The following is a 23412-nucleotide window of genomic DNA, read 5'->3' on the forward strand; positions in this document are numbered from 1 at the left end:
CAAGGGAGTTTTGCAGCCTTTTCCTTCTACTCCTGCTCCATCAAAGGCAAAGCCCCGTGGCGTCATGCTATCGAAAAAGCTTATTGCTTTTAAGCAAGGAATATTTAAAGCAGGAAGAATAGTTTCTCCCAAGTTGATAACCTGCAAGTGAATTAAATATGTAAGATTTCTAAAATATTTCTTATTTATAGGATTGTCATCTTGTACAAGGATACCAAATTCTAAGTCGGAATAAGGGGTCATTTCTTCCCTAGCTAGAGAGCCAAAGCCTATCATGGCATACTCACAAGGCTCAGTGTCTAATTGATGCACGGCCTGCATTACAAGCTGCCCAAAGAAAACTTTTATCTGGTGAGCTATCTCACCATAAAGCTCTTTCACCTCTTGGGAAGAAGGGGTTTCTGGCAAAGTTTGAATTTTCTTCTCTATCTCTTCTCTAAATTTTTTTAAGTTGTGGCGATTGCGTTCAAATTGTTTCTCCACCACTGCGGAATCAAAAGGTTTGCCTTTGCATTGTTTAGCAAGTAAATTTTGTACATGGCAGAGCTTATCTTTAAGAACTTTTTGCCGTTGTGGAGGAGCTAGGCGTAAGGCATAATTATAAAGACCTGCCGCTTGCAGAAGCGTTTCAGACGTTTGTTTTCTTAGATAAATGTCACCTAATTCTTCTATGCAAAAGCTTTCTTGAATAGGATCTTTCTCTTGGACAGCAATTTGTAAAGCTAAAGTATAGGTCTGTTCTAATTCTTTTATCTTCTCGTCTGATAAAAGCTCCTGGCTTTCCCATGTTTGCAAGGTGTTTTTCGATGCATTCATCGATAGAGAATTAGAAAAAAGAATATCAGAAGAGGTTTTCGACTTTGAAAGAAGAGTTTTATCTTGCTTTAAGGGCTTTTGAGCATAAATAAAATGACCACCTAAATCTACAATAAAGATATATTTTTGAGGCCTTTCTTCTGGAGGAATAGTTTCCCATTCCCTGGATCTAACTTTTTTAGATGTTAAGCCTACTTTTGAAAAAATAAGCCTATCATTAACACCACACCCCGAAGGGTCTTCATTCACTGTGACTAATCTGATAGGAATAGATAAAGCCTGGGCTAATAAATCTCCTTCGCCTAAGCCACTTACCCAAGCTCCTTTTCCTATTATTTCTTCTGCTCTTTTACTGTTAGTGTGCTTAATAATGTCTGAAAGCACTTGTCTTAAATAAGAAATTTTATCGCTGGACATATCAAGCAATGGAATCTTTCTAGGAAGCCCTTCATAGCTTTCTAAAAAAGCATTAAAAAAGCAATCACCGTCGCTTGCAACCCCTTTTAATTCAAAGCCTTCTTTATGTAGATAGGCAGCTACAGCATTTACTTTTGCTTCATACAAGTCGCTAATAAAAGTTGAAGAATCATACCATAAAGACTTAGCTATTTGAAAGGGGCTCCAGTGAGGCGGAGAAGGATCCAAGGAATTTGCTTCATTAGCAGCAAGCTGATTATGGGTGGGTAAATTAATTTTAATTTTCTTTGAATGAAGTCTTTTCCATTCATCCATTTGTTCAATTAATTGCTTCCACTCTTTGCAAACGCCTCGTGCGTTAGAGAGATCTTGCTGGCTCAGCTCCTTGAAAATCTTTAAGCTAATTTCTGCATACGGACCTAGCCCTAGATAAGGCTTTTCTTCTGCTAGTTCCTTAAATGTAGTAAATATAAAAGGGTTAATAGAGGAACTTTCTAGGTTCATAAGCTTATCCTCCTTTTATCTAACTTTATTTTCACCTGCACTTCAAAGCTCTATCTGCTTTATCCTCAATTTTTTGAAAAAATGTTATAATTTGTCAATCTAAATCTAAAAAATATTTTTTCACTATTGTTAGCATCATGGAAGGGTGTGTGTGACTAAGAAGAGAAAATATAATATGCTTTTGAGCTACTTCTTATGCAGCCCCATACTTTATAAAGTCCCTCTCGTTAAGTTGAAAAGCAGATTTCAGAAAGTTGGATATGTAGACTGAGTTTTTTAAAGCGCATAAGATGTTTTACTAAGTTTTAATATTTTTTCTCTCTCTCTTTAAGCTTATAGTAAGTTAAAAGGAAAAAAATAAAGTAATCTCTCTATTTAAATTTAACCAAGAGATCTAGCTTTTAAAATGTCTTGTTGGATATGTAGCTTTAATTCTTCAAGGTTAGCAAACTTTTTTTCAGGCCTTAAATAAGAAGTAAGAATAACTTCGATGGTTTTACCATACAGATTAGCCTCATAATCAAAAATATGAGCTTCTAAGAGAGGAACTTTATCTTCACGGACGGTGGGTGCTATCCCTAGATTCGCTACGCCTTTAAACAGCTGCTGATCAACAAAGATGTTAACAGCATAGACTCCTAAAGGAGGAATACACAAATTTTTGACATCTAAATTAGCTGTAGGGCAGCTTAGCTGCTTTCCTTTTCCTAGACCTCTATCAACGGCAGATAAGACACTATAAGGACGTCCTAGGAGCTTTTGGGCGGTCTCTAATTGTCCTTCTTGAATGAATTTACGAATCAGGGAGCTAGAAACAGCAACCTCGTCGACTGTTTGCTGTTCGATGTATTCCACACCAAAATGTTCTCTTTCTGCTATACCTTTAATGGTTTCCTTATTGCCTTTTCTATCTTTACCTAACGTAGCGTCCCATCCAAGGATAAGATGAGAAAAGGGGAGGAGAGTCTGCAAATGATGGATAAACTGTTCAGCACTCTGTTCAGAAAATTCTTTAGTAAATTTAAGCAAGATTAATAAATCTACACCCATATTTTTGATCAGCTGAATTTTATGTTCATTCGTGCAGATTTTATTTACCGGCCTATCAGGATAAAGGACCTCGGAGGGGTGATTTTCAAAGGATAAAACTACACTGGCTTTTTGTTGGCTTTTGGCGGTTTCTACTACTTTTTTGATGATCGCTTGGTGCCCAATGTGCATGCCATCAAAATTGCCTAAGGTAAGCACAGAAGAGGTAGAAAAAAGCGGCGTAGCTGGAAGTTCGCGAAGGAGTTTCATGATTCAAAAAATAGTAAAAAATTTATTAATCGTTAGGTTGGTAACTAGGTTTAAAAACAGCCCATTTTTTCCTTTAGGAGAGCTTTGCCTACAACATACATATAAAACATTTTCACGCAAATAAATATAAATTTTGGTAGTGCTATTAAAGAGAATGATAAGCTAATAAAAAATGGGAGGGCTTTTAATATAAACCACTCGTAAGCTATGCATTAAAAACTTTTTTGGACATCTTTAACAGGTTAGCACCAAAAAATTGAGTAGGAAATATACTTATAGAGCAGGATAAAAAAGAGCTTTGCTGATTTGCTGAACATCAGGGGAGGCAATAAATAATTGGCTGCCATCTAAACAATCTTCAAGGTTAAAGGGCCCGCTACGCGTCCTTTTAAGATTGGAAAGATGAGCTCCACATCCTAGCTTTTTACCTATATCATCAGCTAAGCTACGTATGTAAGTACCCTTAGAACATTTTACCCGAAGATTTAGATAGGGATAGTGATAATCTAATATCTCTATTTGCAGAGTGACCTTGACAGGTTGACGTTCTATCACTTTTCCTTTTCTAGCCAGTTCGTAAAGTTTTTTTCCATTAACTTTTTTAGCAGAATGCATAGGGGGAATTTGTTGGACTTCCCCTTGAAATTCTTGGATGATAGCCTTAATTTCAGAGGGAGTAGGAATAAGAGGGGATTGGAAAGTGATAGTTCCTTCACAATCGTAGGTGTCGGTAGCTTCTCCCAAATGCACTTGAGCAATGTATTCCTTATCCTCGCATAGAAATCGATCGGAGAGCTTGGTCATGTTGCGCCCGATGAGTAGAACCATGACGCCTGTGGCAAAAGGATCGAGTGTGCCGGCATGACCGATTTTATCTACTCCTAAAATACGCCTTAATGCAGCTACAAGGCTAAAAGATGTTTTGCCTATAGGTTTATCTATAAGCAAAATACCTTGAGGGCTAGGAGCTATGGAGCCTGCTGAACGATTAATCATTGCCTCGCGACTCACGCTCACTGCTAATTTCTTCGAGGAGCTGCTCGATACGCATATGCTTATCTACGCTATCATCAAGCTTAAAGTGAAGCTCGGGAAAATAACGCATGACCACTTTTTTTGAGGCTGTAACCGCGACAAACCCCGCTGCCGTTTCAAGAGCTTGGATAGTCTGATCTTTTTGCTCTTGATTGCCAATCACGCTGATAAATACTTTGGCATGGTGCAAGTCTTTAGTAATCTCTACCCTTGTGACCGTCATAAGCTCATTGACGTGCGGGTTGCGCACATCTTTACGAATAACATCTGAGATAACTTCTTTAAGGAGGGAATTAAGTCTATCCGTGCGTTGTTTTGCCATGATTCATCTGCCTCTATAAAGAATCTTATAATTCTTGGGTAATGTAAGTAACTTCGTACGCTTCAAATACATCGCCTTCTTGTGCAGTATCAAAATTGGAAAGAACTATACCACATTCAAGGCCTTTTTGAACCTCTCTTACATCGTCTTTTACGCGTTTTATTGAGGAAATCGATGATTTTCCAATCAGCTGGCCATTGCGTATAATGCGCATCTGGTTATTACGATTAATCGCGCCTTCAGTAACAATTCCTCCTGCTATTTGTCCATAGTGGGAGGACTTAAAGAGCGCTTTCACTTGGAATTTTCCTTTTTCTGTTTCAATAGCAATCTTATCCAAAAGATCTACGAGCATGGCTTTAACATCATCAATAGCATGATAAATGATGTCATGCATTTTAACCTGTACTCCATGTTGTCTAATAAGGGCATCAGCATGGCTTTCAATCTGGGTGTGGAAGCCTATAATGACCGCTTTGGAGGTCGAAGCCATTTGCACGTCTGATTCCGAAACTTCTCCTACTCCTGCAGAAATAATATTAACTTCGGCTTTTTTCGAATAAATTTTCAGTAACCCTACTTTAAGGGCTTCAAGAGAGCCTTGTACGTCAGCACGCAAGATAATATTAAGAATTTTCTTAGAAGGCTCCGAAGCTTGCATCATCAAGTTTTCCATGGAGAGCTTCTTTTTAAGCAAGTTGTTTTGGCGCATACCTACCATACGAGCTTCAGCAATCTCACGAGCCTCTTTTTCATTTTTAACTACAATAAACTCTTGCCCTGCTTCTGGGAGGCCCGAAAGGCCTGTAATGGATACGGGTGTGGAAGGTCCTGCTTGCTGAATATTATGCCCATATTCATCTTGCATAGTTTTAACACGTCCCCAATATTGATCAAATACAAGAGAGTCGCCTATTTTTAAAGTTCCATTCTGAATAAGCATAGTAGCCACAGCGCCCATGCCTTTATGCATTTCAGATTCTAAAACACGCCCTCGAGCCCGGTTAGTAGGATCTGCGCGCAATTCCAACACTTCTGCTTGCAAAGCTAGCATTTCTAGCAGTGTGCTAATGCCTTCTTTAGTGACTGCAGAACAATTAACAGTAATAGTTTGCCCACCCCATGCTTCTGGAAGAAGTTCTTGCTCTGCTAGCTGACGGTAAACATTTTCAACGTTGAAATTAGGCTTATCACATTTGTTAATAGCTACTACGATGGTAACTTTTGCTTCACGAGCATGCTGGATGGCTTCCACTGTTTGTTGGCGAAGGCCTTCATCACCGGCTACAACTAACACCACGATATCGGTGACATCCGCACCACGGGCACGCATAGCAGAAAAGGCTTCGTGTCCTGGAGTATCAAGGATGCAAATTTCTCCTACCGCTGTTTTACATTTAAACGCTCCAATATGCTGAGTAATAGCTCCTGCCTCGCCAGCTGCACGGTTGCTGCTTCTTATAGCATCAATTAAGCTGGTCTTACCATGGTCTACATGTCCCATGAAGGCAACTACAGGTGCCCGAATGTGAAGCTTTTCTGGAGAGGTTTGTTTGATCTCTTCGTTAGCACTTTGATCAGTAATGCGGATCCTTTTTTCTTCTGAGGTATCAATGCTAATCTCGCATCCAAATTCATGTCCTAGCAGTTGAATAGTCGTCTCATCTTCTAACAAATCATTAAGGGTAACGACAAGCCCTTGCATGAACAATTTAGAGATTAGCTGGGAAGACTTTAATTTCATTTCAGCAGCCAAATCTTTAATGCTAATAGGCGTTCTGATTTTGAGCGCAGTAGGTCGAATAGTAGTATCTTCCTGAACCTGCTTGATTTGTCTGTTGCGCTTTTTCCTCCATTGAGAAGTATCATCCTCTGCTCGCAAGCCTTGTCTATCGCGTGCATCAAATGCTCGCGTGGGTTCAAGACGCCGGGTAGGTTTCAGATCACGAAATTCTTTAGCTTTACCTGGAAAGGTTTTCTTAGGAAGATTTTCATCACTAACAGCGGTTTCTTCACCCTCTTTGGGCTTAAATTTGTCTTTCGTAGCTTTAGCTGCTGCTTCTTTATCAGGAGTGGAAGCTGCCTCTGCTTTATGTTTTTGAGGTGGCTGAGGAGGAACATAAGCAGGCCGCGGAGCCGGTTTTCGAGGTAAAAGATCCTTAACATGCCGACCTGTAGGCCCCAGCTTGACATATTCTGGCATAGGCTTAATTGCAGGTATAGGGGCTTCTTGACGGGCTACTGCTACAGGTTTTTCGCCTCGAGAAGGAATAAATTCTTTTGCTATAAGAGGGGTTTCTTCAGCAGGAGCAGGAGTTTTTTCATTTTTAACTGCATCAGCAAAAATTTCTTCCGCCGCTGGCTTTTCTTCAAAAACTTTTTTCTCAGATAGCTCTACCAGTTCTTCAGCAAAAATTTCTTTACGTAGCTCTTCACTAGATTTTTTAATCTTAATGCCTTCTTCCTCGACCTCTTCAGCTGCACCTGCGCTTGAAGTCTCTGCAAATTCTACCTTAGGCTTAGCTTCAGGGACAGCACCTTCAGCAAAAGCAGATTTAGAACGCGCGCGAATTCGAGGTGTAGTTTCTTCCTTAGTTGGAGAATGAACTGAAGCGTTTTTCGTAGATTCATTTAGCTCTGCTTTAGGTGCTTTAGTCAGCGTACTTTTTTTAACAGGCTTTTCTTCTTTATCTTCTAAAGCCTTATTTGCTGCTATTTTGCTTTTAATTTTACCTAAATTGATGGCTTCAGCAATTTGAGTGTTTTTAATGGTTAGCTTCAGGTTTTTTGCCAAGGCTTTCTATCCTTTGTTTTCTAATTTGTTCTATAATCTTGTCGGCGGTATCTAGGCTTATGCCCGGAATTTTTGCCAATTCTTCTGGGGTTGCAATCAAAAGAGATTTGAGAGTAGTGTAGCCTTCGGCAATCAGATGCTGGAAAATCAGATTGTTAAGACCATCGATCTCTTCTAAGGGTTCGTTGAGAGAAGGATCATCGGACTCGGCTAGCTCTGTGCGTTGCAAAGCCATGGTACGGTTATAATCCGTCATCCGCTGCACTTCTAGCTCATAACCAATCAATTCGCTGTTAAGCCTTGCATTCATTCCTTTTTTACCAATCACAGCGGCAAAATCTTCCTCATCCACGACGATAGAGATGGTGTGATCATCTTCGCTAATATTGATTTTACGAATCTCAATCGGCGATAGAGCATTCTGCAGAAGTTCAATAGGGTCGGCGGAAAAAGGAACAATATCGATTTTCTCATTATGTAATTCTCTGACTACATTTTTAACACGTACCCCACGCATCCCTACACAAGCACCTACTGGATCAACTTTAGGATCTGTAGAACGAACAGTTAATTTAGTTCGGTAGCCGGGATCACGAGCAATTTTGTCGATAACAACAATATTATCATTAATCTCAGGTACTTCTTGGATGAGCAATTGACGAACGAATTCTGGATGGCTACGTGAGAGAATAACTTCTGCGCCGCCATTTTCCGTATCATTCACTTCTAGCAGTAAGGCCAAAACTTTATCTCCAAGATTATATTTCTCAGTTTTAGGATAGTGCTTCATGGGCATTAAAGCTTCTACTTTACCTAAATCGATAATTAAATTAGCTCCTCGGACAAAGCGTTTGACAGTACCAGAAATTAATTCATTTACCCGATGGCGGTACTCTTCATAAATAACATCGCGCTCCGCCCCTCGCAACTTTTGAGTAATAATTTGGCGTGCTTTTTGGGCTGCAATACGACCAAAATCTCTAGGAGTGGCTATCACATCAATAAATTGGCCCACTTGGCTCTCAGGATCAATTTCGCGAGCTTCTTCTAATGAGATTTCTTGAGCAGGCACTTCCACTTCGTCTACAATCTCTTTTTCGCAGTAAACGTCAATATTACCTGTTTTGGGATGAATAGTCACAGTAACATTTGAGGCTCCGCTAATACTTTTACGGGCGGCGGCACGAAGAGATTCTTCTATGGCGCTGATTACGATTTCTCGCTTAATGCCTTTTTCTCTTTCTAGGTACTCAAAAATAGCTATGAGATCTTTATTCATCGTTTTTTTTGCCTCAAATTCTTAAGATAGGAATTATATATTAAAGAAGATTTGTAAAGCAACTTACAAGAGGGTATTTTATCTATGTAAGGTGTGTTAATCGGTAGAAAAGCTAGCTTTTCTACCGATTGAATGCGAGTCAGAAGGTATTCTAATCTTCGCTATCTTCTCTATCTTTTTCAGAAGATTTCTTTTTGCGCTTATTGGAAGTTAAAATGATGTCGTCATGACTGGTGTGATTTTGATCAATTAAATATTCCTTGATAGAAAGAGCAATCTTTTTATGCTCAGGATCTAATTTAATCACCTTAGCTGTTACATCATCGCCTTTAGAAACAACATCTTCAACTTTGCCGAAGGCCTGATCAGATAATTCAGTGACATGGATGAGTCCTTCTATACCGCTATCGAGTTCTACAAAAGCTCCAAAGGCAGTAATTTTAGTTACTTTTCCTTTAACTAAAGATCCCACTGGCATCGTTTTCTCAATACTTTCCCAAGGGTTATTACTTAATTGCTTAACACCTAAAGTAATTTTCTTGCTATCTCGATCAACGGATAAGATGCAGGCATCTACGACATCGCCTTTACGGAGAACCTCGGAAGGGTGGGAGACTTTTTTAATCCAGCTTAGATCTGAAATATGTATTAAGCCCTCTACTCCTGGTTCTAATTCGACAAAAGCGCCATAGTTAGTTAAGCTGCGGATTTCTGCTTTCACGTTAGTACCCACTGGATATCTTCTCTCCACATCGTCCCAAGGGTTATGTTCAGCTTGTTTAATTCCTAAAGAAATTTTCCCTTCTTCTTTTTGTACCGAAAGAACTACAGCTTCCACATCATCACCTTTTTTGACCACTTCGCTAGGATCGGTGACGTTTTTTACCCATGACATTTCTGACACATGAATAAGGCCTTCAATACCTGGCTCAATTTCAATAAAGGCACCATAAGGGAGCAAGTTAACAATCTTACCTTTCACACGCGTTCCAGGTGGGTATTTTTGCTCGATTTGATCCCAAGGATTAGATTCTTTTTGCTTTAAGCCTAAAGCTACACGACCTTTTTCGCGATCGACGCTTAAAATCATCACTTCTAGTTTTTGCCCCAGTTGGACCATTTCAGAAGGATGCTTAATACGTTTCCAAGTCATATCCGTAATATGCAATAGTCCATCAATGCCATCGAGGTCAAGGAAAACCCCGAAATCGGTAATGTTTTTAACAATCCCATCGCGCACATCACCTTCTTTAATATTTTCCAAAAGCTCAGCCTTTTTAGAAATTCTTTCAGCTTCTAAAAGCTCACGTCTGGAGACGACTACGTTCTTACGTTCAATATTAATCTTAAGGATCTTAAATTCATATGTCTTGCCGAGATATTCATCGAGGTTTTTAATGCGCTTGTTATCGATCTGAGAGCCAGGTAAGAATGCTTCCATCCCAATATCAACCATTAAGCCACCTTTAACTTTACGGAGGACGCGGCCCTTGACAATCGAACCTTCTTCGCAATGTTCCAGAATATATTCCCATTGACGCATTCTTTCGGCTTTTTCACGAGAGAGAACAATCTGCCCATTATCATCTTCAGCTTGGTCAAGAAGCACTTCGACTTCCCCATCTAATACCACATTTGAAGGATCAGAAAATTCCTCAATAGGGACTAGACCCTCTGATTTTAAGCCTACATCTACGACAACATGATCTTTTGTAATTTCGACAATCCTTCCTTTGAGGATAGTTCCTGGGATCAATGCAGTGCTGTCTTCAACGTTATTATTGGATGACTGACCCTCCAATAAAGCTTTAAAAAGTTCTGCATCTGTTTGCTGGTAAGAGACATCATCGACGATCTTGCTCTCATTCCAGGTGTGTTGGGGGTTTTTAGACATTTAAAGGTTACTCCTATTTTTCATACTAATGGAGTAAAGATATCAGATGTGAAAGAAAAATAGCAATATATAAAACTGAAGTGAAAACAGGAGAGGGCAGGAAAGGAAATAAGGATAAAACCGAATTGAGAGAATATATAGAATGCTTATTTAATTTAATAAATTTTTTTTCATCAAATATGCTCTTCATTAAAGATGCTTCAGAATGAAATTAACGCGTAGCTATCTAGATCACTTGGAAAAAAAACGTTTATATCCAGTAAGTCGCTTTTGAAGAGGCCGTTTCATAAAGGGTGATAGCATACAGCTCGGGTAGTATAGGCTTAAGATAATCATAAATCCATTTGCACACAAATTCTACAGTCGTAGAATCTGACTGTAGGGTCTCATTCAAGCACTGATGATCTAAATATTTTTTTATCATAGGCTGGACAAGATCAGTAAGATCCTGAAAATCTATTACCATATTTTTCTTGGGCCCCTCTTTTTGTAAAAACTCCTTTCGAATAATGACATGGAGACTATAGGAGTGGCCATGCATACTTTTGCATTTACCATCATGATGGCTTAAAAAATGAGCCGCTTCAAAATAAAAAATTTTTTCTAATTCATGCATCTTGCTTCATTTGCCTTTGGAATATAAGGATTTAAATTGACAGATGGGAAGGCTTTTTTTTATAAGTAATTCAAGCTTATCAGAAAAAAAATAATAAAAAAGTAAAAAACTACTCCTATGCAGACACTTGTAATGAAATTTGGGGGGGCAGCAGTAGCTACTGCTGAGCATTTTTCCTATATAGCCGATCTTATCATTTCGCGAAAAAAAGATTTTCAACGTCTTGTAGTCGTAGTAAGTGCGATGGGAAAAACCACCGATCATTTGATTGCATTAGCTAAGCAAGTTAACCCTGACCCTCCTCGCCGAGAATACGACATGCTAGTGACCGTAGGCGAAAGGATAAGCTGTTCTTTGCTTGCAATGGCCTTGGCCGCCAAAGGATGCGAGGCTTTAAGCTTCACAGGTAGCCAATCAGGAATTATTACTTGTTCAAGGCATACGGAAGCAAGAATTATCGATGTGCGGCCTACGCGTGTTTTGCCCTTGCTAGATTCTGGTAAAATCGTTATTGTAGCAGGATTCCAAGGGGTAAGTAGATTAGGAGAGATTACTACTTTAGGACGAGGTGGCTCAGATACTACAGCAGTAGCTTTAGGAGTGATTTTAAAAGCCTCCATCGTAGAGTTCTTTAAAGATGTCTCAGGAGTTTATGCAGAAGATCCTAAAAAAAACCCTCACGCAATTTTTCATTCAAAGCTTACTTATAAGCAAGCTTTAGATGTAGTTGGTAAAGGTGGAAAGATATTACATCCCCGTTGTATAGAATTAGCCTATAAGAATTATTTGCCCTTAAAGATAAGATCTTTTAAGACATATGGTTTGGAAGAGAATGAAAGGTGCACAATAATTTTTGAAGATTCTTGCCAGCCGGATAAGCATTTGTTTGAAGATGAAACTTAACAATACATGCCTATAAGTAGCTTAAATCATGCAAGATAATGAGTGTTTTCCCGAAATAAAGATTCATGTTGAGGATCAAGATAATGACATAGGTATACATCTATTCAAAGAAGCTATTCATAGCATATTGAAGAAAATTATTCCTCTAAATTTTTTCAAAAATAAGAGTTATGAAAGTGAATTTCCCATTGTTAAGACTTTAGTTTCAAATCAGGCCCCTGGCTATCTAACCTTTTATTATTTTGGCAAATCTCAGGAACATACTCTAAAGTTCTTTATCGAAATGCTTTCGAATTGGCTAGTGCCAGGGCGACGTTTAAATCAATCGATGATATTTTCTTCTGAGTTTAGCATTCCTTCTCTAAGCCCCTTAGTTTACCGATTATTCAAAGTGGTCATCCATCTTGATTTAGTTTCCGATGTAGAGCAGATCCAAGCTAATTTACCTATTATCGAAGCAGAAATCCGCTTAGGAATGGATTCTTCTTATTATGCTAAAAGAATTTTAGAAATTAAAGGCTTAAGCATTGATGCTAAAACAGCTCTTATCCAAGAAAATATTGCCTATTTGATTGAGCGTAAACCTCAGTTTTTTGATTTTGATTTGCTGACAGAGATGCAACATGTGTTGGTAATATGTCACGATGATTTTAAATCTCAACGAAGTAGCCGCCATCTTAGTCGCATTATCTGCATTCAATATCTTTTTAGAAGATATCTTTTCGATCGACTTCAAATTCAAAATAAAAGGCATTTCTTCTTGAAAATATTTAAAACCTATTTGCGCGACCAAGAGCAAAATAAGCAGGTTTTAGGGATTATCGTTGGCTTTAATTTTTTAAGAGAAAAAGAAATTTTTGATAAACGGCATTTAATTCGAGCGATCCAAAATCATATTCCCAACGCCCTTATGGTAGAAAATTCTTTTATCGATAATCGGCGCTCTCCAGAAAATTTTTGTACTGTCTACATAGAAATAGAAAAAAGTATGGGAGAGAAATTTACCCACCAGGAAGTCTCTCAACTACGTAAAACTCTGCCTATAGATTTGCTAGATAGCATTGAACATATAGTGCATCCTATCTTCATGCCACGCAACGAAGAAGAGATTATGCGTAACATCTTTAGCTTAAGTAGCCAAGTTAAATTTGTACGAGACTTACCTCAAGTCATCATTAATTTTGACGAGCAAACCTACTCCAAATTGGTGTTTACTATCATTGTGGTCAGAGTGGTTGAGCCTAGTGGCGCTTCCATAAAAGAACTCTTTGATAAAAGTGAAACTTTTCTAGATTATACCCATGATCGTTGTAAAACTTTAGGATACTTGCGAGGAAAGCATAGTAAAGAAGCCACAGTATTTACTGTAAAGATTTCAAAAGATGATTTCATTAGACGAGATAATTCTATTGATCTAAATAAAGCCCGCCAAAGTGTAGTTTTTGAATTGCTAAGAATTTTAGGGGAATTTAGAGATTTTAATGGAGGAATGATCTCAAAACAGAATGAACTTCTAGCCGAGCTAAAAGCGCTCCTTGAAGAAGAGACGGATTTGAATGAATTGTTATTAGAAAATTTCTTCTTTTCTATTACTCCTATAGTCATGCGTACCGTTTTAGAGGCAGAAACTTTAAAAATGTTTTTTAGCTTGCTAAGAGAAACAATCGAGGAAGAAATAGTGCCACCTCTCTCTTATCATGTGAAAACATTGGCCAAGACGCCTTATATATATGTAATAGTGAAATCTGAAGAGCGTTTAAACCGGGAAGATTTAGCTCAAGCTTTAAATGTTTTACAAGCTAAATCCTCAGAAATTGCCACTGCTTACATGCAGGTGCATGAGATCAATTATAATTGTTATCTTTACCGCTGCTTGGATGGAAAGCGGCAAAAATTATTTGGCTCAATTATTCAAAAGGCAGTCGTCAACATGTTTGATAATAAAGTCTCCTAAGCTTTAAGTTTAATCCCTTATTTTGAGTTTCAAACGGGGACATAGTGAGTTTTGGCTTTAAAATTTTTGAATAAAGTTTGTATAAAGGCTTAAGAGGTTTTCTGGGTGGCCTTAAGAGATGAAACTGGCAATAAGGCAAGCGACCAAGAAGAAAATTTATATACTTTGTTAGCATTATTTAACTTAAGCATTAAAGGGATAGCGAGAAGGGATTTAAGTAGAGCTCTTTAGCTACCCGCACTTTTAACAGCCAGTGATCACCTAGGGATTGTATTACTTGACAAGCTCGTGTTGCTTAAGCTAACCTCTCTACACATAATTTTGACCAGGCATTAACAATGACAAAAACAAACCCAATAAAAGTGGCTGCCTCTATTTTAGCAGGTGACTTTGGCTACTTGGCAGATACGGCTAAGAAAATTGAGGACTCGGGGGCAGACTCTTTGCATATCGATATTATGGATGGAAATTTTGTGCCCAATTTAACGATGGGGCCACAAGCTGTTGCTGCTATTAATCGTGCTACGAATATGTTCTTAGATGTCCATTTAATGGTTTATCATCCCTTTGATTATATCGAACGTTTTGTGGAAGCAGGTGCAGACAACATTACTATCCACTTCGAGGCTACCGAAGATGTAGATGAAACTTTGGAATATATTCGTAAGTGCAATATTAAAGCAGGCCTAGCTTTTTGTCCTGAGACGTCGGCCTCTATGATTCCTAAATATTTGAATAAGTGTGACCTTATCTTGCTTATGACTGTTCATCCAGGTTTTGGGGGGCAAGAATTTATGCCTGAAGTTCTAGAAAAAATAAGCTTTACGCGTGAATGCTTGACTAAAGTTGATATTTGCCAAGGGGGGATGACTGCTAAGAAAGATTCTCCTGAAAAGCTACCTCCTTTCGATATTCAAGTCGATGGAGGAATTGCTCCAGAAACTGCTAAGTTATGCGTAAAAGCAGGAGCTAACATCTTAGTGGCAGGAACATTTTTATTTAAGAGCCCTAATATGCATGAGGGAGTAAATAGCTTACGCGGCCTTTGAGAGATCTAATAAATTTTTTTATTTTCGGGTATTCGCAAGTTTGTTTTTAGTAGATATAAAAAGTTTTACTCCCTCTTTTTTATCGCATTGTGAAAAATAAGCAGTTTGCCTTTGAAAGTTTCTATAAAGGCGCTCTTAAGGCTTTATAGGCTTGGAAAAATAAATTTTTTTTAAAGTTTTGTCTCTATTTTTCTCTTTGACATTTGAGCCCTAGTTTCTTAATATGTCAAGGATAGCTTAAATTTTTTACTGAAGGACAGAAACGTCTATGGTTATGAGTAACCAGCTAACTCCTGGAATGACAATTTCTATCAATAATAAACTTTATCGCGTGGAAACTACGGTAAAAGTGATGGTACCTAAAGGTGCACCTTTTATAAAAACAAAAATACGCGATTTATCATCTAATGAGCTTATTGAAAAGAATTTTAAATTAAATCAATCAATTAAAGATGTTAATCTTGCAGAACGACGTCTAGAATTTCTTTATTTAGAAGGAAAAGATTATCTTTTTTTAGATATTGAAAACCTTAATCAAATTTTAATTCCTCAACATATTATAGGCAATAGCATCAACTACTTGAAAGAAGGCGTAGAAGTTAAAGCTTCTTTTTTTGGTGAAACTATTTTTGCTGTAGAGCTACCTCAGTTTTTAGAATTGATGGTTGCAAAAGTGGAAGGAGGAGAAAATAAATCTATATTAGCAAATGCTTCTAAGGCTGCTCTATTAGAGACTGGAGCTAAAATTGAAGTTCCACCATTTATCGAAGCAGGTGATATCATAAAAATAGACACGCGTTCATACGAATACATACAGAGGGTATAGGGAGGATTGTTGCGTGGAGCTAAAGCAGATAAAGGAATTGATGGGGGCGATGGGACGTACGGGAACCAAACGCGTAACTATCAAAAAAGAAGGCTTTGAAATTGAGATTGAAAGATATGATGGGGGAACAATGAAGGTTCCCGAGTCAATGTTTGAGTCGCCAGAAGAAACTTTTAATAAAACAGACGAAGCCTTGCGGCGGGCAAATATTAGTGTGGCTTCTTTGGCAGTGCCTCCGGGTCAAGAGGTAGAACATAAGGAAGATGCAAATACATTTTTTGTCACTTCGCCCATGGTAGGAACATTTTATAATACACCTTCTCCTGAAGAACCTCCTTTTGTTAAAGTGGGTAGTAAAATTGATAAAAATAGCGTAGTCTGCATTATAGAAGCTATGAAAGTAATGAATGAAATCAAAGCTGGAGCAACAGGAACGGTGGCGGAAGTGCTAGTAGAAAACGGACATCCTGTAGAATTTGGAACAAAACTCTTTCGAATTACGTAGTATTGAAATATGCAAAAAGTTCTTATTGCTAACCGAGGCGAAATTGCCGTTAGGATTATCCGTGCTTGTCACGATTTAGGCTTACAAACAGTAGCAGTTTATTCGCAAGCAGACGCCGAGGCTCTGCATGTGTTGCATGCCGATGAAGCCATTTGTATCGGCGAAGCTCCTGCTGCTAAATCTTATCTTAAGATCTCCAATATCCTCTCTGCTTGTGAAATAACAGGAGCAGATGCCATACATCCAGGCTATGGTTTTTTAAGCGAAAATGCTAATTTTGCTTCCATTTGCGAAAGTTGCGGCTTAAATTTCATCGGGCCTGCTCCTGCTTCGATTACGTTGTTAGGAGATAAAGCTAAGGCTAAGGCCACGGCAAAAAAGGCGGGCTGTCCTGTTATTCCTGGCTCCGAGGGAGTTGTAAGCGATCTAAAAGAGGGCCTAGAAGTAGCCAAGGAGATTGGCTACCCGATCTTCATTAAAGCTGTATCAGGAGGAGGGGGGAAAGGAATACGCATTGCTTATAGTGAAGAAGAATTCATACGCCTTTTTCCTGCTGCACGTGCTGAGGCAGATGCAAGCTTTAGTAATCCTGATGTCTACCTGGAGAAGATGATCGTTGATCCTCGGCATATTGAAGTCCAAGTTATTGGGGATAAATATGGCAACTACATTCACCTTGGAGAGAGAGATTGTTCTATCCAAAGGCGTCGTCAAAAACTTATTGAAGAGGCCCCTAGCCCACTATTAAATAGCAAACTGAGACAAAAAATTGGCCAAGCAGCGATTAGTGTTGTTAAAGAGGCTAATTATCATTCGGTAGCGACTGTTGAATTTCTATTGGATGCTAATCATCGTTTCTATTTTATGGAAGTAAATACAAGGATTCAGGTAGAACATACAGTGACTGAGGAGCTAACAGGAGTGGATCTTCTTGGAGAGCAACTAAGTGTAGCCATGGGTAATAAACTGAGGTATGCCCAAGAAGAGGTTAACTTTAAGGGGCATGTCATCCAGTTTCGCATCAATGCAGAAAACCCTGCCGCAAATTTTTCGCCTTCCCCTGGACGGCTTGAATATTATTTACCTCCTGGTGGTCCCCATGTTCGCGTGGATAGTGCTTGTTATTCAGGCTATCAAATTCCTCCTAATTACGACTCCATGATTGCCAAATTAATTGTCCATGGCAAAGATCGTTTAGAAGCGATAGCTATAGGCAAACGAGCCTTACGAGAGTTTCATATTGGCGGCGTAGACTCAACCATTCCTTTCCATCTCTATATGCTTCATGACAAAAAATTCCTTCATTCCGATTTTCATCTAAGCTACATTGATGGCTTGATTGCAGAAGGGTGCTCTTTTAGCCTAGAAGAGTAAAAATTGCTTAAAAAACAATGCAGCGAGTGCAGGTAATTTAGATTGATAAGGCAGAGAATAGACATTCACATTCTTATACGTTTGCTATTCGTTTAAAAGCTCTATCATTGGGCCTGCTTAAAGGATGTCTTAAGCCTTCTTCGTTTTTGCTTTATCAATTCGTCCTCACATCAGCTTAATCATTAGATAGATCCCATTTTCACTTGTAGGGATAAAGCTACGAAAAGCGATTCCTTTTAGCGCTCTTAACCCTTAAGATCAACCATCGCAGCTATAAAGTTTTATGCCCTATCTACTAAAGGAGCTTTAGCCTGATTCTTTTTCTTGCCTATACTTTGCTAAAGATGTTTTTTGTCTAAAGTCCTACTTCAGCTTTAAGCTCGATTTCACTCTTACTTTTAACTTAAAAATTCTTTTAGCTCACTTATTTCTTGCATTTACTTTCTCCTGGCAAGAAAAAACAGTATAACTTTTTAGATAGGTTTTTTAATTTTTGTTCTGCAAAGAATTAAATAGACGAAATAGAGCATGCCAGGATGCTCAGAAGATTAAAGGCTTAGTTAAAATTAAATTCCCTTCCTTTAGAAAAGAATTATACGCTTTTGAGCTACTCCTTATGTGCTCCCATACTTCATAAAATCCCTTTCGTTAAGCAGAGAGGCATCTTTTAGAGGGTTGGGTATGTATGCAGACTAAGTTTTTTAAAGCGTATTAGCTGCTCTCTTTAGGCATTTAGAAGCTGGGCTGTTGACCCTCTAGTGAGGATAGGGTAAGAAAGATAAAAACTCTTCCTTCGTTCAGATCTTCTTTCATTTTGTAAGAGTGCTTCTAGGATTAGCTTTACTTTTACCTACTTCCTTCTTAGCGATGCACTTGATAAGAAGTCTATTAGCACATCAACTTATTTAAAAGTAGAGAGTTAAGATGCGTTTACAGATAGAAGAAAGAGGATAACTTAGTCAATTCGGGAAAAGGAGATTGATAATTGCTCGTTTTAAAAGGCGATTTACAAACGCTATTTGGGCTTCTAGAGCTAACCATTTTTATTAAGCGAAGAAATTAATGGAAATGAGTGAACAGCTTTAAGATAAACTGCTTAGTCTATTCAATGAACAAAGCAGCCAGTAATTTTAACTTAAATTTTAAAAATTTTTTAGAACATGATTACGCTGGTAATGGCGTTCAATACCATTAGCTACTTCTTCTGGATCATCTGTCAAAGAAATTAACTTTAAATCATTTTCCGAGATACATTGTTGCGCAAGCATGGTAGATTTAATCCAATCTATTATTCCCTTCCAGTAATCCTTACCCATTAGATAGATAGGGAAGGGGTGAATCTTATGAGTTTGAATAAGTGTAAGAGCTTCAAATAATTCGTCCAAGGTGCCGTAACCACCGGGCAAAAAGACAAATCCTTGAGCATAACGAATAAACATGACCTTACGTATAAAAAAGTAGCGAAAATTTAGGCGATACTTTCTATCAATAAAAGGATTTAGCTCGGCTTCAAAAGGCAGGTCTACTCCTAATCCACAAGATTTACCCTGCGTCATTTGAGCTCCCTTATTAGCGGCTTCCATAAGGCCTGGCCCACCACCGGTAATAATAGCAAAACCTTTTTTGGCAATATGTCCTGCCACATCAATGCCTAACTTGTAATAAGGATGGTTAGCTTGTAATCTAGCGGATCCAAAGATAGATACCGAAGGCCCGAGGGTGGTCATATTTTCAAAGCCTTCTACAAATTCGGAAATAATTCTAAATAAGCGCCATGAATCGGTTTTAAACAAATGAGCTTCATCTTCGACATTATTATATAGCATGTAGCTCCTCAATGAAATTAGGCATAAGTTTAGCTGTTCGTGAGTGTATGTATATAGAGATAATTTTCAACTAAAAAATTTACAATAGGCCTTTATCTCATAAAAAGTCGCTTAAAAAATGTGCAGCCATTATTATTCACAGAAATAAAGATTAAATTTTATGGGTAGCAAAAAAATACGCTCTTGGAGCAGCTCTTGATGTAATTATATATTCAATAGAAGGCTCGTGTTTAGGAAAAGCGTTAGCTTAAAAAGGGTTGATTCCTCTTTGGACTATACAGACGCGTTTACTTTAGAAGGCATGACTTAGTGATTAGAGAAAATGAAAGCAAAAGGGCTATTTATTTACTTTAGTTTTAAGGTTTCGGCGGTATATTTTAATCCTGTAATCCCTCGGCGTTGTAAAGGTGTGCCAAATAACTTCTCAGGATTTTTCTCACATTCTTCTATTTTTTTCAAATCTAAATAAACTCCATTGCCGCTCGCGGGAGAAAAAGCTGCCGTGAGAGAGGGTAAAGTTCTTTGGTTATGAGGACAAGCCTCTTGACAAATGTCACAGCCAAAAATATAACCTGGATTTTTTTGTTGTATTTCTAGAGGAATTGGTTTTTTAGATTCGATGAGGTGATAAGATAAGCATCTAGCAGCATCTAGCTTATAAGGGGAAGTTAAGGCCTGAGTAGGACAAGCATCTATACAACGTGTACAACTTCCACAACGCGGTAGTCGTAGAGAAATTACCGCTCCGGGGATCTCTAATGAGGTCAATATGCCTGAAAGCAGGGTGTAAGTGCCAAAACGTCGGTGGATAAGTAAAGTGTTTTTACCAAACCAACCCAATCCAGCCTGTACGGCCAAAGCTTTTTCTAAAAGGGGGCTAGAATCGCTAAATCCTTTAGCTATTCCTTGTGCACCTGCGCGTTCTTCTAGCCATTGAATGAATTTTTTTAACCGTTTACGATGCAGATGATGATAGTCTCTTCCTCTTGCATAGGAAGCTATCAAGCCTTGACCCGTAAGGAGATCTTCTTTAGGTTGCTTATAGTAGCTAAGAAAAATAAGTGCCGTCTTTGCTTGGGGGAAATATTGCTGAGGATAACAGCGTATTTCTTTTTCCATGTAGGCCAGATCTGCATGCTTTCCTTCGGCTAGCCATTCTTTGTAGGCTTGAATATCTTCTTGGCGAATATTTGCAGGCGTAATTCCTACATCATCCCAACCTAATTCTAATGCTTTTACTTTGATCTCATCAAAGGATAAAGTCATTTTTTTATACTTAACATCCGCGAAAATAGCTCTTTCATACTTGTTTTTTTGTATTTTCCGGTTTGATTGCCATTGGCTACTTCATGAAGATTTTCAATAGCAATAAAAGCTGCGGGATCCTCTCTATAAATAAGCTCTTTCAGATCAGCAAGCTGAAGGCGTTCGGCGATTACATAAAGAATCTCTCGCTCATCTCCTGAAAAGCCGCCCCGTCCATACATGATGGTTAGCCCTAAACCTAGTTCATGTACGATAGCATTGGCAATAATTTCTGATTTGGAAGAAATAATAATGACCGATTTAGTTTCATCTAAACCTACAATGACAGTATCCATAATTTTGCTAACTACCATGTAGGTAATTAAAGAGAGAAGAGGAGGATGCCAATCTTTAAAGGCAATTCCAGCAGCACTAAATACAAAAATATTAATAACCAAGACCACCTGTCCAACGGTAAAGCCAGTGAGGCGATTACTAATAATTCCTAAAATTTCTGTACCATCAAGACAGCCACCGTAGCGAATGATTAAGCCTATGCCTATTCCCAAAAGCGCCCCCCCAATCACTACTACCTCAAGCGTTTCTCCTTTAAATTCTGCCCATGGCATATAATGCTCAATAAAAAAAATAAAGCCGGTAAAGAAAAGAAGAGCAAAAAACATATGAAGGACAAAAACTTTGCCTATGTATCTGTAAGCCAGAAAAACAAAGGGCAAGTTTAAAGCAAAAGTAAAATATCCTAAATATTGAGTGCCAAAAATATTAGCGCATACCATGGCTATTCCTACAATTCCTCCATCGATTAAACGGTTGGGAATCAGAAAAACTTGAATCGCAAAAGCAGCTAAAAAAGCACCTGCAATCAAAAAGATATAAATAATAAGCTCTGAACCGATGGATTTAGCGCTAGCTGAGGTAGGATGGTGCATAATCTAAAAATAGTTAAGGGTTTGTCAAAGAAAACATTATAAATAAAATCTAACTAAATGTAAAGAAAAAGATGAGGCTATTTTGAAGATTATTGACTACCCTTAAGGATTTTTTTTTAGGCTCTTTGCTTAGCTCATTAAAAAGGATAAATTTTTTATAATGAGTTGGTTATTAGCGCAGAGCACTAATTTTCCTAAGAAATTACGAAAATGCTTGAGATTAAATAACCCTAAAATGTATATTGAATGCTTCCTTTTGAGGGCGTATAGCTCAGTTGGTAGAGCTCCTGTCTTACACACAGGTGGTCATAGGTTCGAGTCCTGTTGCGCCCAACTATGCATACGCGGGAGTAGTTCAATTGGTTAGAGCACCGGCTTGTCACGCCGGAAGTTGCGGGTTCGAGTCCCGTCTCCCGCGTTTCTTTTAATCCTTTCACTTATTTTTCTTAAAAAAGTTAATTTACCTTAAATCTTAGTATCACTAACCATCCCCCTTTATTAATTGAGTGATTTTCCTCAAAGCTTTTCCAAGCTGGCGAGAAGGAGAGCTCTAAAAAGTTATGAATGCAATTTTGAGATACTTTTTATGCAGCTTTATACAAACCCCTCGAACTAAGTAGAGAGACATGTTTCAGAGGGTTGGTTATGCAGGCTAAGTTTTTTCAAAGATTATCACTATTATTACTGCCTATTCAGTAAGCCTTTAAAAATAAAGAAGACAAGATGCGAGCCCAAGATTTTTTACCGGACATTATAAAGTCTTAAAAATTGAGAGTAAAAGCAAGAGCTGCTGGAATTGATAGCCAAGTAGGAAAGTTTTTACTAGAGTTGATATAATTCATTAAATAAAAAAGCTTTATTTTTAACTTCTCTTATTGTTTTTCTTAAGGTCTAGCTTGTAAATTTAGATGATTTTCAAAATGGCTTTTTGCATCATTAAGATGAGCTAAATCTGTTAATTCTCCTACATGCACAGGTACTGCCGCAATATATCCACGGGCAAGCCAAGAAATATCGCTATCCTCATGTTCTTCGAATTGCTGCAGTTTAGCACCTAACCAATAATAAGAATGTCCTTCCGCAGGATGATTACGCTCTAACGGATCTTCAGCCCAAAATTCTTTCCCTTGGCGAGTCAGCTTGAAGCCTTTAATCTCTTGTTGATAAGTGGGAAAGTTAACATTTAGCAAGCTACCCGAGGGTAGTGGATGCTTTACCACATAATCCACTAAAAGAGGTACATAGTGTTCTACCTTTTGATAGTCAGTATTGAAGTAATCTACGCAAGAAAAGGCAATGCCAGGCACACCTTGAATAATACCTTCAATAGTACCTCCTACGGTGCCACTATACATTAAGTTGCGGCCAGCGTTGGATCCACGATTAATCCCCGAGACAATTAAATCTGGTTTCTTATCAAGAATTACTTTAAGTCCCATCTTTATGCAATCAGCAGGAGTGCCTGTAAGACTCCAGGCTTGGGTTTGGCCCTCCCATTCAACCTGATGCAAACGAAGAGGGTTACGAACGGTAATGCTAACACCGACTGCTGATTGTTCGGTTGCAGGCGCCACGATCGTTATATCTGCAAAATCTTTTAAAGCATTCCAAAGATGTCGAATACCAGGGGCATAAATGCCATCATCATTGGTTATAAGTAAATGAGGCCGTTTAGACATGTTAAAACCATCTCAGTTGAACAGCAAATATAAATGTTTTTTAATGATAAGTCAATCATAATAATCATATTAACTTCTTTAAGAATTATCGCCTGACAAAAATAAAACTATGCGGTAAAGTGCGT

At 38.3% G+C, this 23412-nt stretch carries 18 protein-coding genes and 2 tRNA genes; 8 read left to right on the plus strand and 12 right to left on the minus strand.

What is annotated here, in order from left to right; translation table 11 throughout:
• The 8 genes from NEOC65_RS04825 to queD all read right to left on the minus strand — a co-directional run.
• The coding region (locus NEOC65_RS04825) for a DUF294 nucleotidyltransferase-like domain-containing protein (RefSeq protein WP_213155945.1) at positions 1 to 1737 on the minus strand (1737 nt) is incomplete at its 3' end.
• 381 nt (positions 1738 to 2118) lie between these two features.
• Positions 2119 to 3036 (minus strand): bifunctional riboflavin kinase/FAD synthetase, encoded by a 918-nt coding sequence (locus tag NEOC65_RS04830; protein ID WP_166154648.1) that lies wholly within the window; start codon positions 3034 to 3036, stop codon positions 2119 to 2121.
• Between the two features lie 273 nt (positions 3037 to 3309).
• A complete protein-coding gene (gene truB, locus NEOC65_RS04835) occupies positions 3310 to 4032 on the minus strand; it encodes a tRNA pseudouridine(55) synthase TruB (RefSeq protein ID WP_166154817.1) in 723 nt (240 codons plus the stop codon).
• A complete protein-coding gene (gene rbfA / locus NEOC65_RS04840) occupies positions 4025 to 4393 on the minus strand; it encodes a 30S ribosome-binding factor RbfA (RefSeq protein WP_166154650.1) in 369 nt (122 codons plus the stop codon). Before rbfA ends, truB begins: the two co-directional genes overlap by 8 nt.
• Before the next feature lie 25 nt (positions 4394 to 4418).
• Positions 4419 to 7187, minus strand: a complete 2769-nt coding sequence (gene infB, locus NEOC65_RS04845) for a translation initiation factor IF-2 (protein WP_213155946.1) — start codon at positions 7185 to 7187, stop codon at positions 4419 to 4421.
• Positions 7159 to 8466, minus strand: a complete 1308-nt coding sequence (nusA, locus tag NEOC65_RS04850) for a transcription termination factor NusA (protein WP_213155947.1) — start codon at positions 8464 to 8466, stop codon at positions 7159 to 7161. Before nusA ends, infB begins: the two co-directional genes overlap by 29 nt.
• A gap of 151 nt (positions 8467 to 8617) precedes the next feature.
• Positions 8618 to 10360, minus strand: a complete 1743-nt coding sequence (gene rpsA / locus NEOC65_RS04855; RefSeq protein ID WP_166154656.1) for a 30S ribosomal protein S1 — start codon at positions 10358 to 10360, stop codon at positions 8618 to 8620.
• Between the two features lie 250 nt (positions 10361 to 10610).
• Positions 10611 to 10976: a 6-carboxytetrahydropterin synthase QueD gene (queD, locus tag NEOC65_RS04860; RefSeq protein WP_166154658.1), complete on the minus strand. Its 366-nt coding sequence runs from the start codon at positions 10974 to 10976 to the stop codon at positions 10611 to 10613.
• Positions 10977 to 11093: 117 nt separating this feature from the next.
• Between queD and NEOC65_RS04865 the strand changes: the two genes are divergently transcribed.
• From NEOC65_RS04865 to accC, 6 genes are all read left to right on the plus strand, one after another.
• Complete coding sequence (locus NEOC65_RS04865) at positions 11094 to 11879, plus strand: amino acid kinase family protein (RefSeq protein ID WP_242678159.1); 786 nt, start codon at positions 11094 to 11096, stop codon at positions 11877 to 11879.
• A gap of 28 nt (positions 11880 to 11907) precedes the next feature.
• Positions 11908 to 13833, plus strand: coding sequence for a hypothetical protein (locus NEOC65_RS04870; RefSeq protein WP_166154660.1), 1926 nt, complete (start codon positions 11908 to 11910; stop codon positions 13831 to 13833).
• Between the two features lie 338 nt (positions 13834 to 14171).
• Positions 14172 to 14882 (plus strand): ribulose-phosphate 3-epimerase, encoded by a 711-nt coding sequence (gene rpe, locus NEOC65_RS04875; RefSeq protein WP_213155948.1) that lies wholly within the window; start codon positions 14172 to 14174, stop codon positions 14880 to 14882.
• Positions 14883 to 15150: 268 nt separating this feature from the next.
• A complete protein-coding gene (locus NEOC65_RS04880) occupies positions 15151 to 15708 on the plus strand; it encodes an elongation factor P (RefSeq protein WP_166154664.1) in 558 nt (185 codons plus the stop codon).
• Positions 15709 to 15721: 13 nt separating this feature from the next.
• Positions 15722 to 16213: an acetyl-CoA carboxylase biotin carboxyl carrier protein gene (gene accB, locus NEOC65_RS04885; protein ID WP_213155949.1), complete on the plus strand. Its 492-nt coding sequence runs from the start codon at positions 15722 to 15724 to the stop codon at positions 16211 to 16213.
• 9 nt (positions 16214 to 16222) lie between these two features.
• Positions 16223 to 17587 (plus strand): acetyl-CoA carboxylase biotin carboxylase subunit, encoded by a 1365-nt coding sequence (accC, locus tag NEOC65_RS04890; protein WP_166154668.1) that lies wholly within the window; start codon positions 16223 to 16225, stop codon positions 17585 to 17587.
• A gap of 1142 nt (positions 17588 to 18729) precedes the next feature.
• Here the strand turns inward: accC and NEOC65_RS04895 are convergent.
• The 3 genes from NEOC65_RS04895 to NEOC65_RS04905 form a co-directional block, all read right to left on the minus strand.
• Positions 18730 to 19413 (minus strand): LOG family protein, encoded by a 684-nt coding sequence (locus tag NEOC65_RS04895; RefSeq protein WP_213155950.1) that lies wholly within the window; start codon positions 19411 to 19413, stop codon positions 18730 to 18732.
• A 345-nt stretch (positions 19414 to 19758) separates the two neighbouring features.
• Positions 19759 to 20679 carry a tRNA epoxyqueuosine(34) reductase QueG gene (gene queG / locus NEOC65_RS04900; RefSeq protein ID WP_213151726.1) on the minus strand — a complete coding sequence of 307 codons (921 nt, stop codon included), beginning with the start codon at positions 20677 to 20679 and terminating at the stop codon, positions 19759 to 19761.
• Entirely contained in the window at positions 20676 to 21608 is a 933-nt protein-coding gene (locus NEOC65_RS04905; protein WP_166154674.1) for a YitT family protein, read from the minus strand. Before NEOC65_RS04905 ends, queG begins: the two co-directional genes overlap by 4 nt.
• A 260-nt stretch (positions 21609 to 21868) precedes the next feature.
• Here NEOC65_RS04905 and NEOC65_RS04910 point away from each other — a divergent pair.
• Positions 21869 to 21941: transfer RNA gene (locus NEOC65_RS04910), tRNA-Val, on the plus strand.
• An 11-nt stretch (positions 21942 to 21952) separates the two neighbouring features.
• Positions 21953 to 22026, plus strand: a tRNA-Asp gene (locus NEOC65_RS04915).
• Positions 22027 to 22492: 466 nt separating this feature from the next.
• Here the strand turns inward: NEOC65_RS04915 and surE are convergent.
• Complete coding sequence (gene surE, locus NEOC65_RS04920) at positions 22493 to 23287, minus strand: 5'/3'-nucleotidase SurE (RefSeq protein WP_213155951.1); 795 nt, start codon at positions 23285 to 23287, stop codon at positions 22493 to 22495.
• Between the last annotated feature and the right edge of the window lie 125 nt (positions 23288 to 23412).

It is taken from the genome of Neochlamydia sp. AcF65 (assembly GCF_018342435.1).
GTDB lineage: Bacteria > Chlamydiota > Chlamydiia > Chlamydiales > Parachlamydiaceae > Neochlamydia.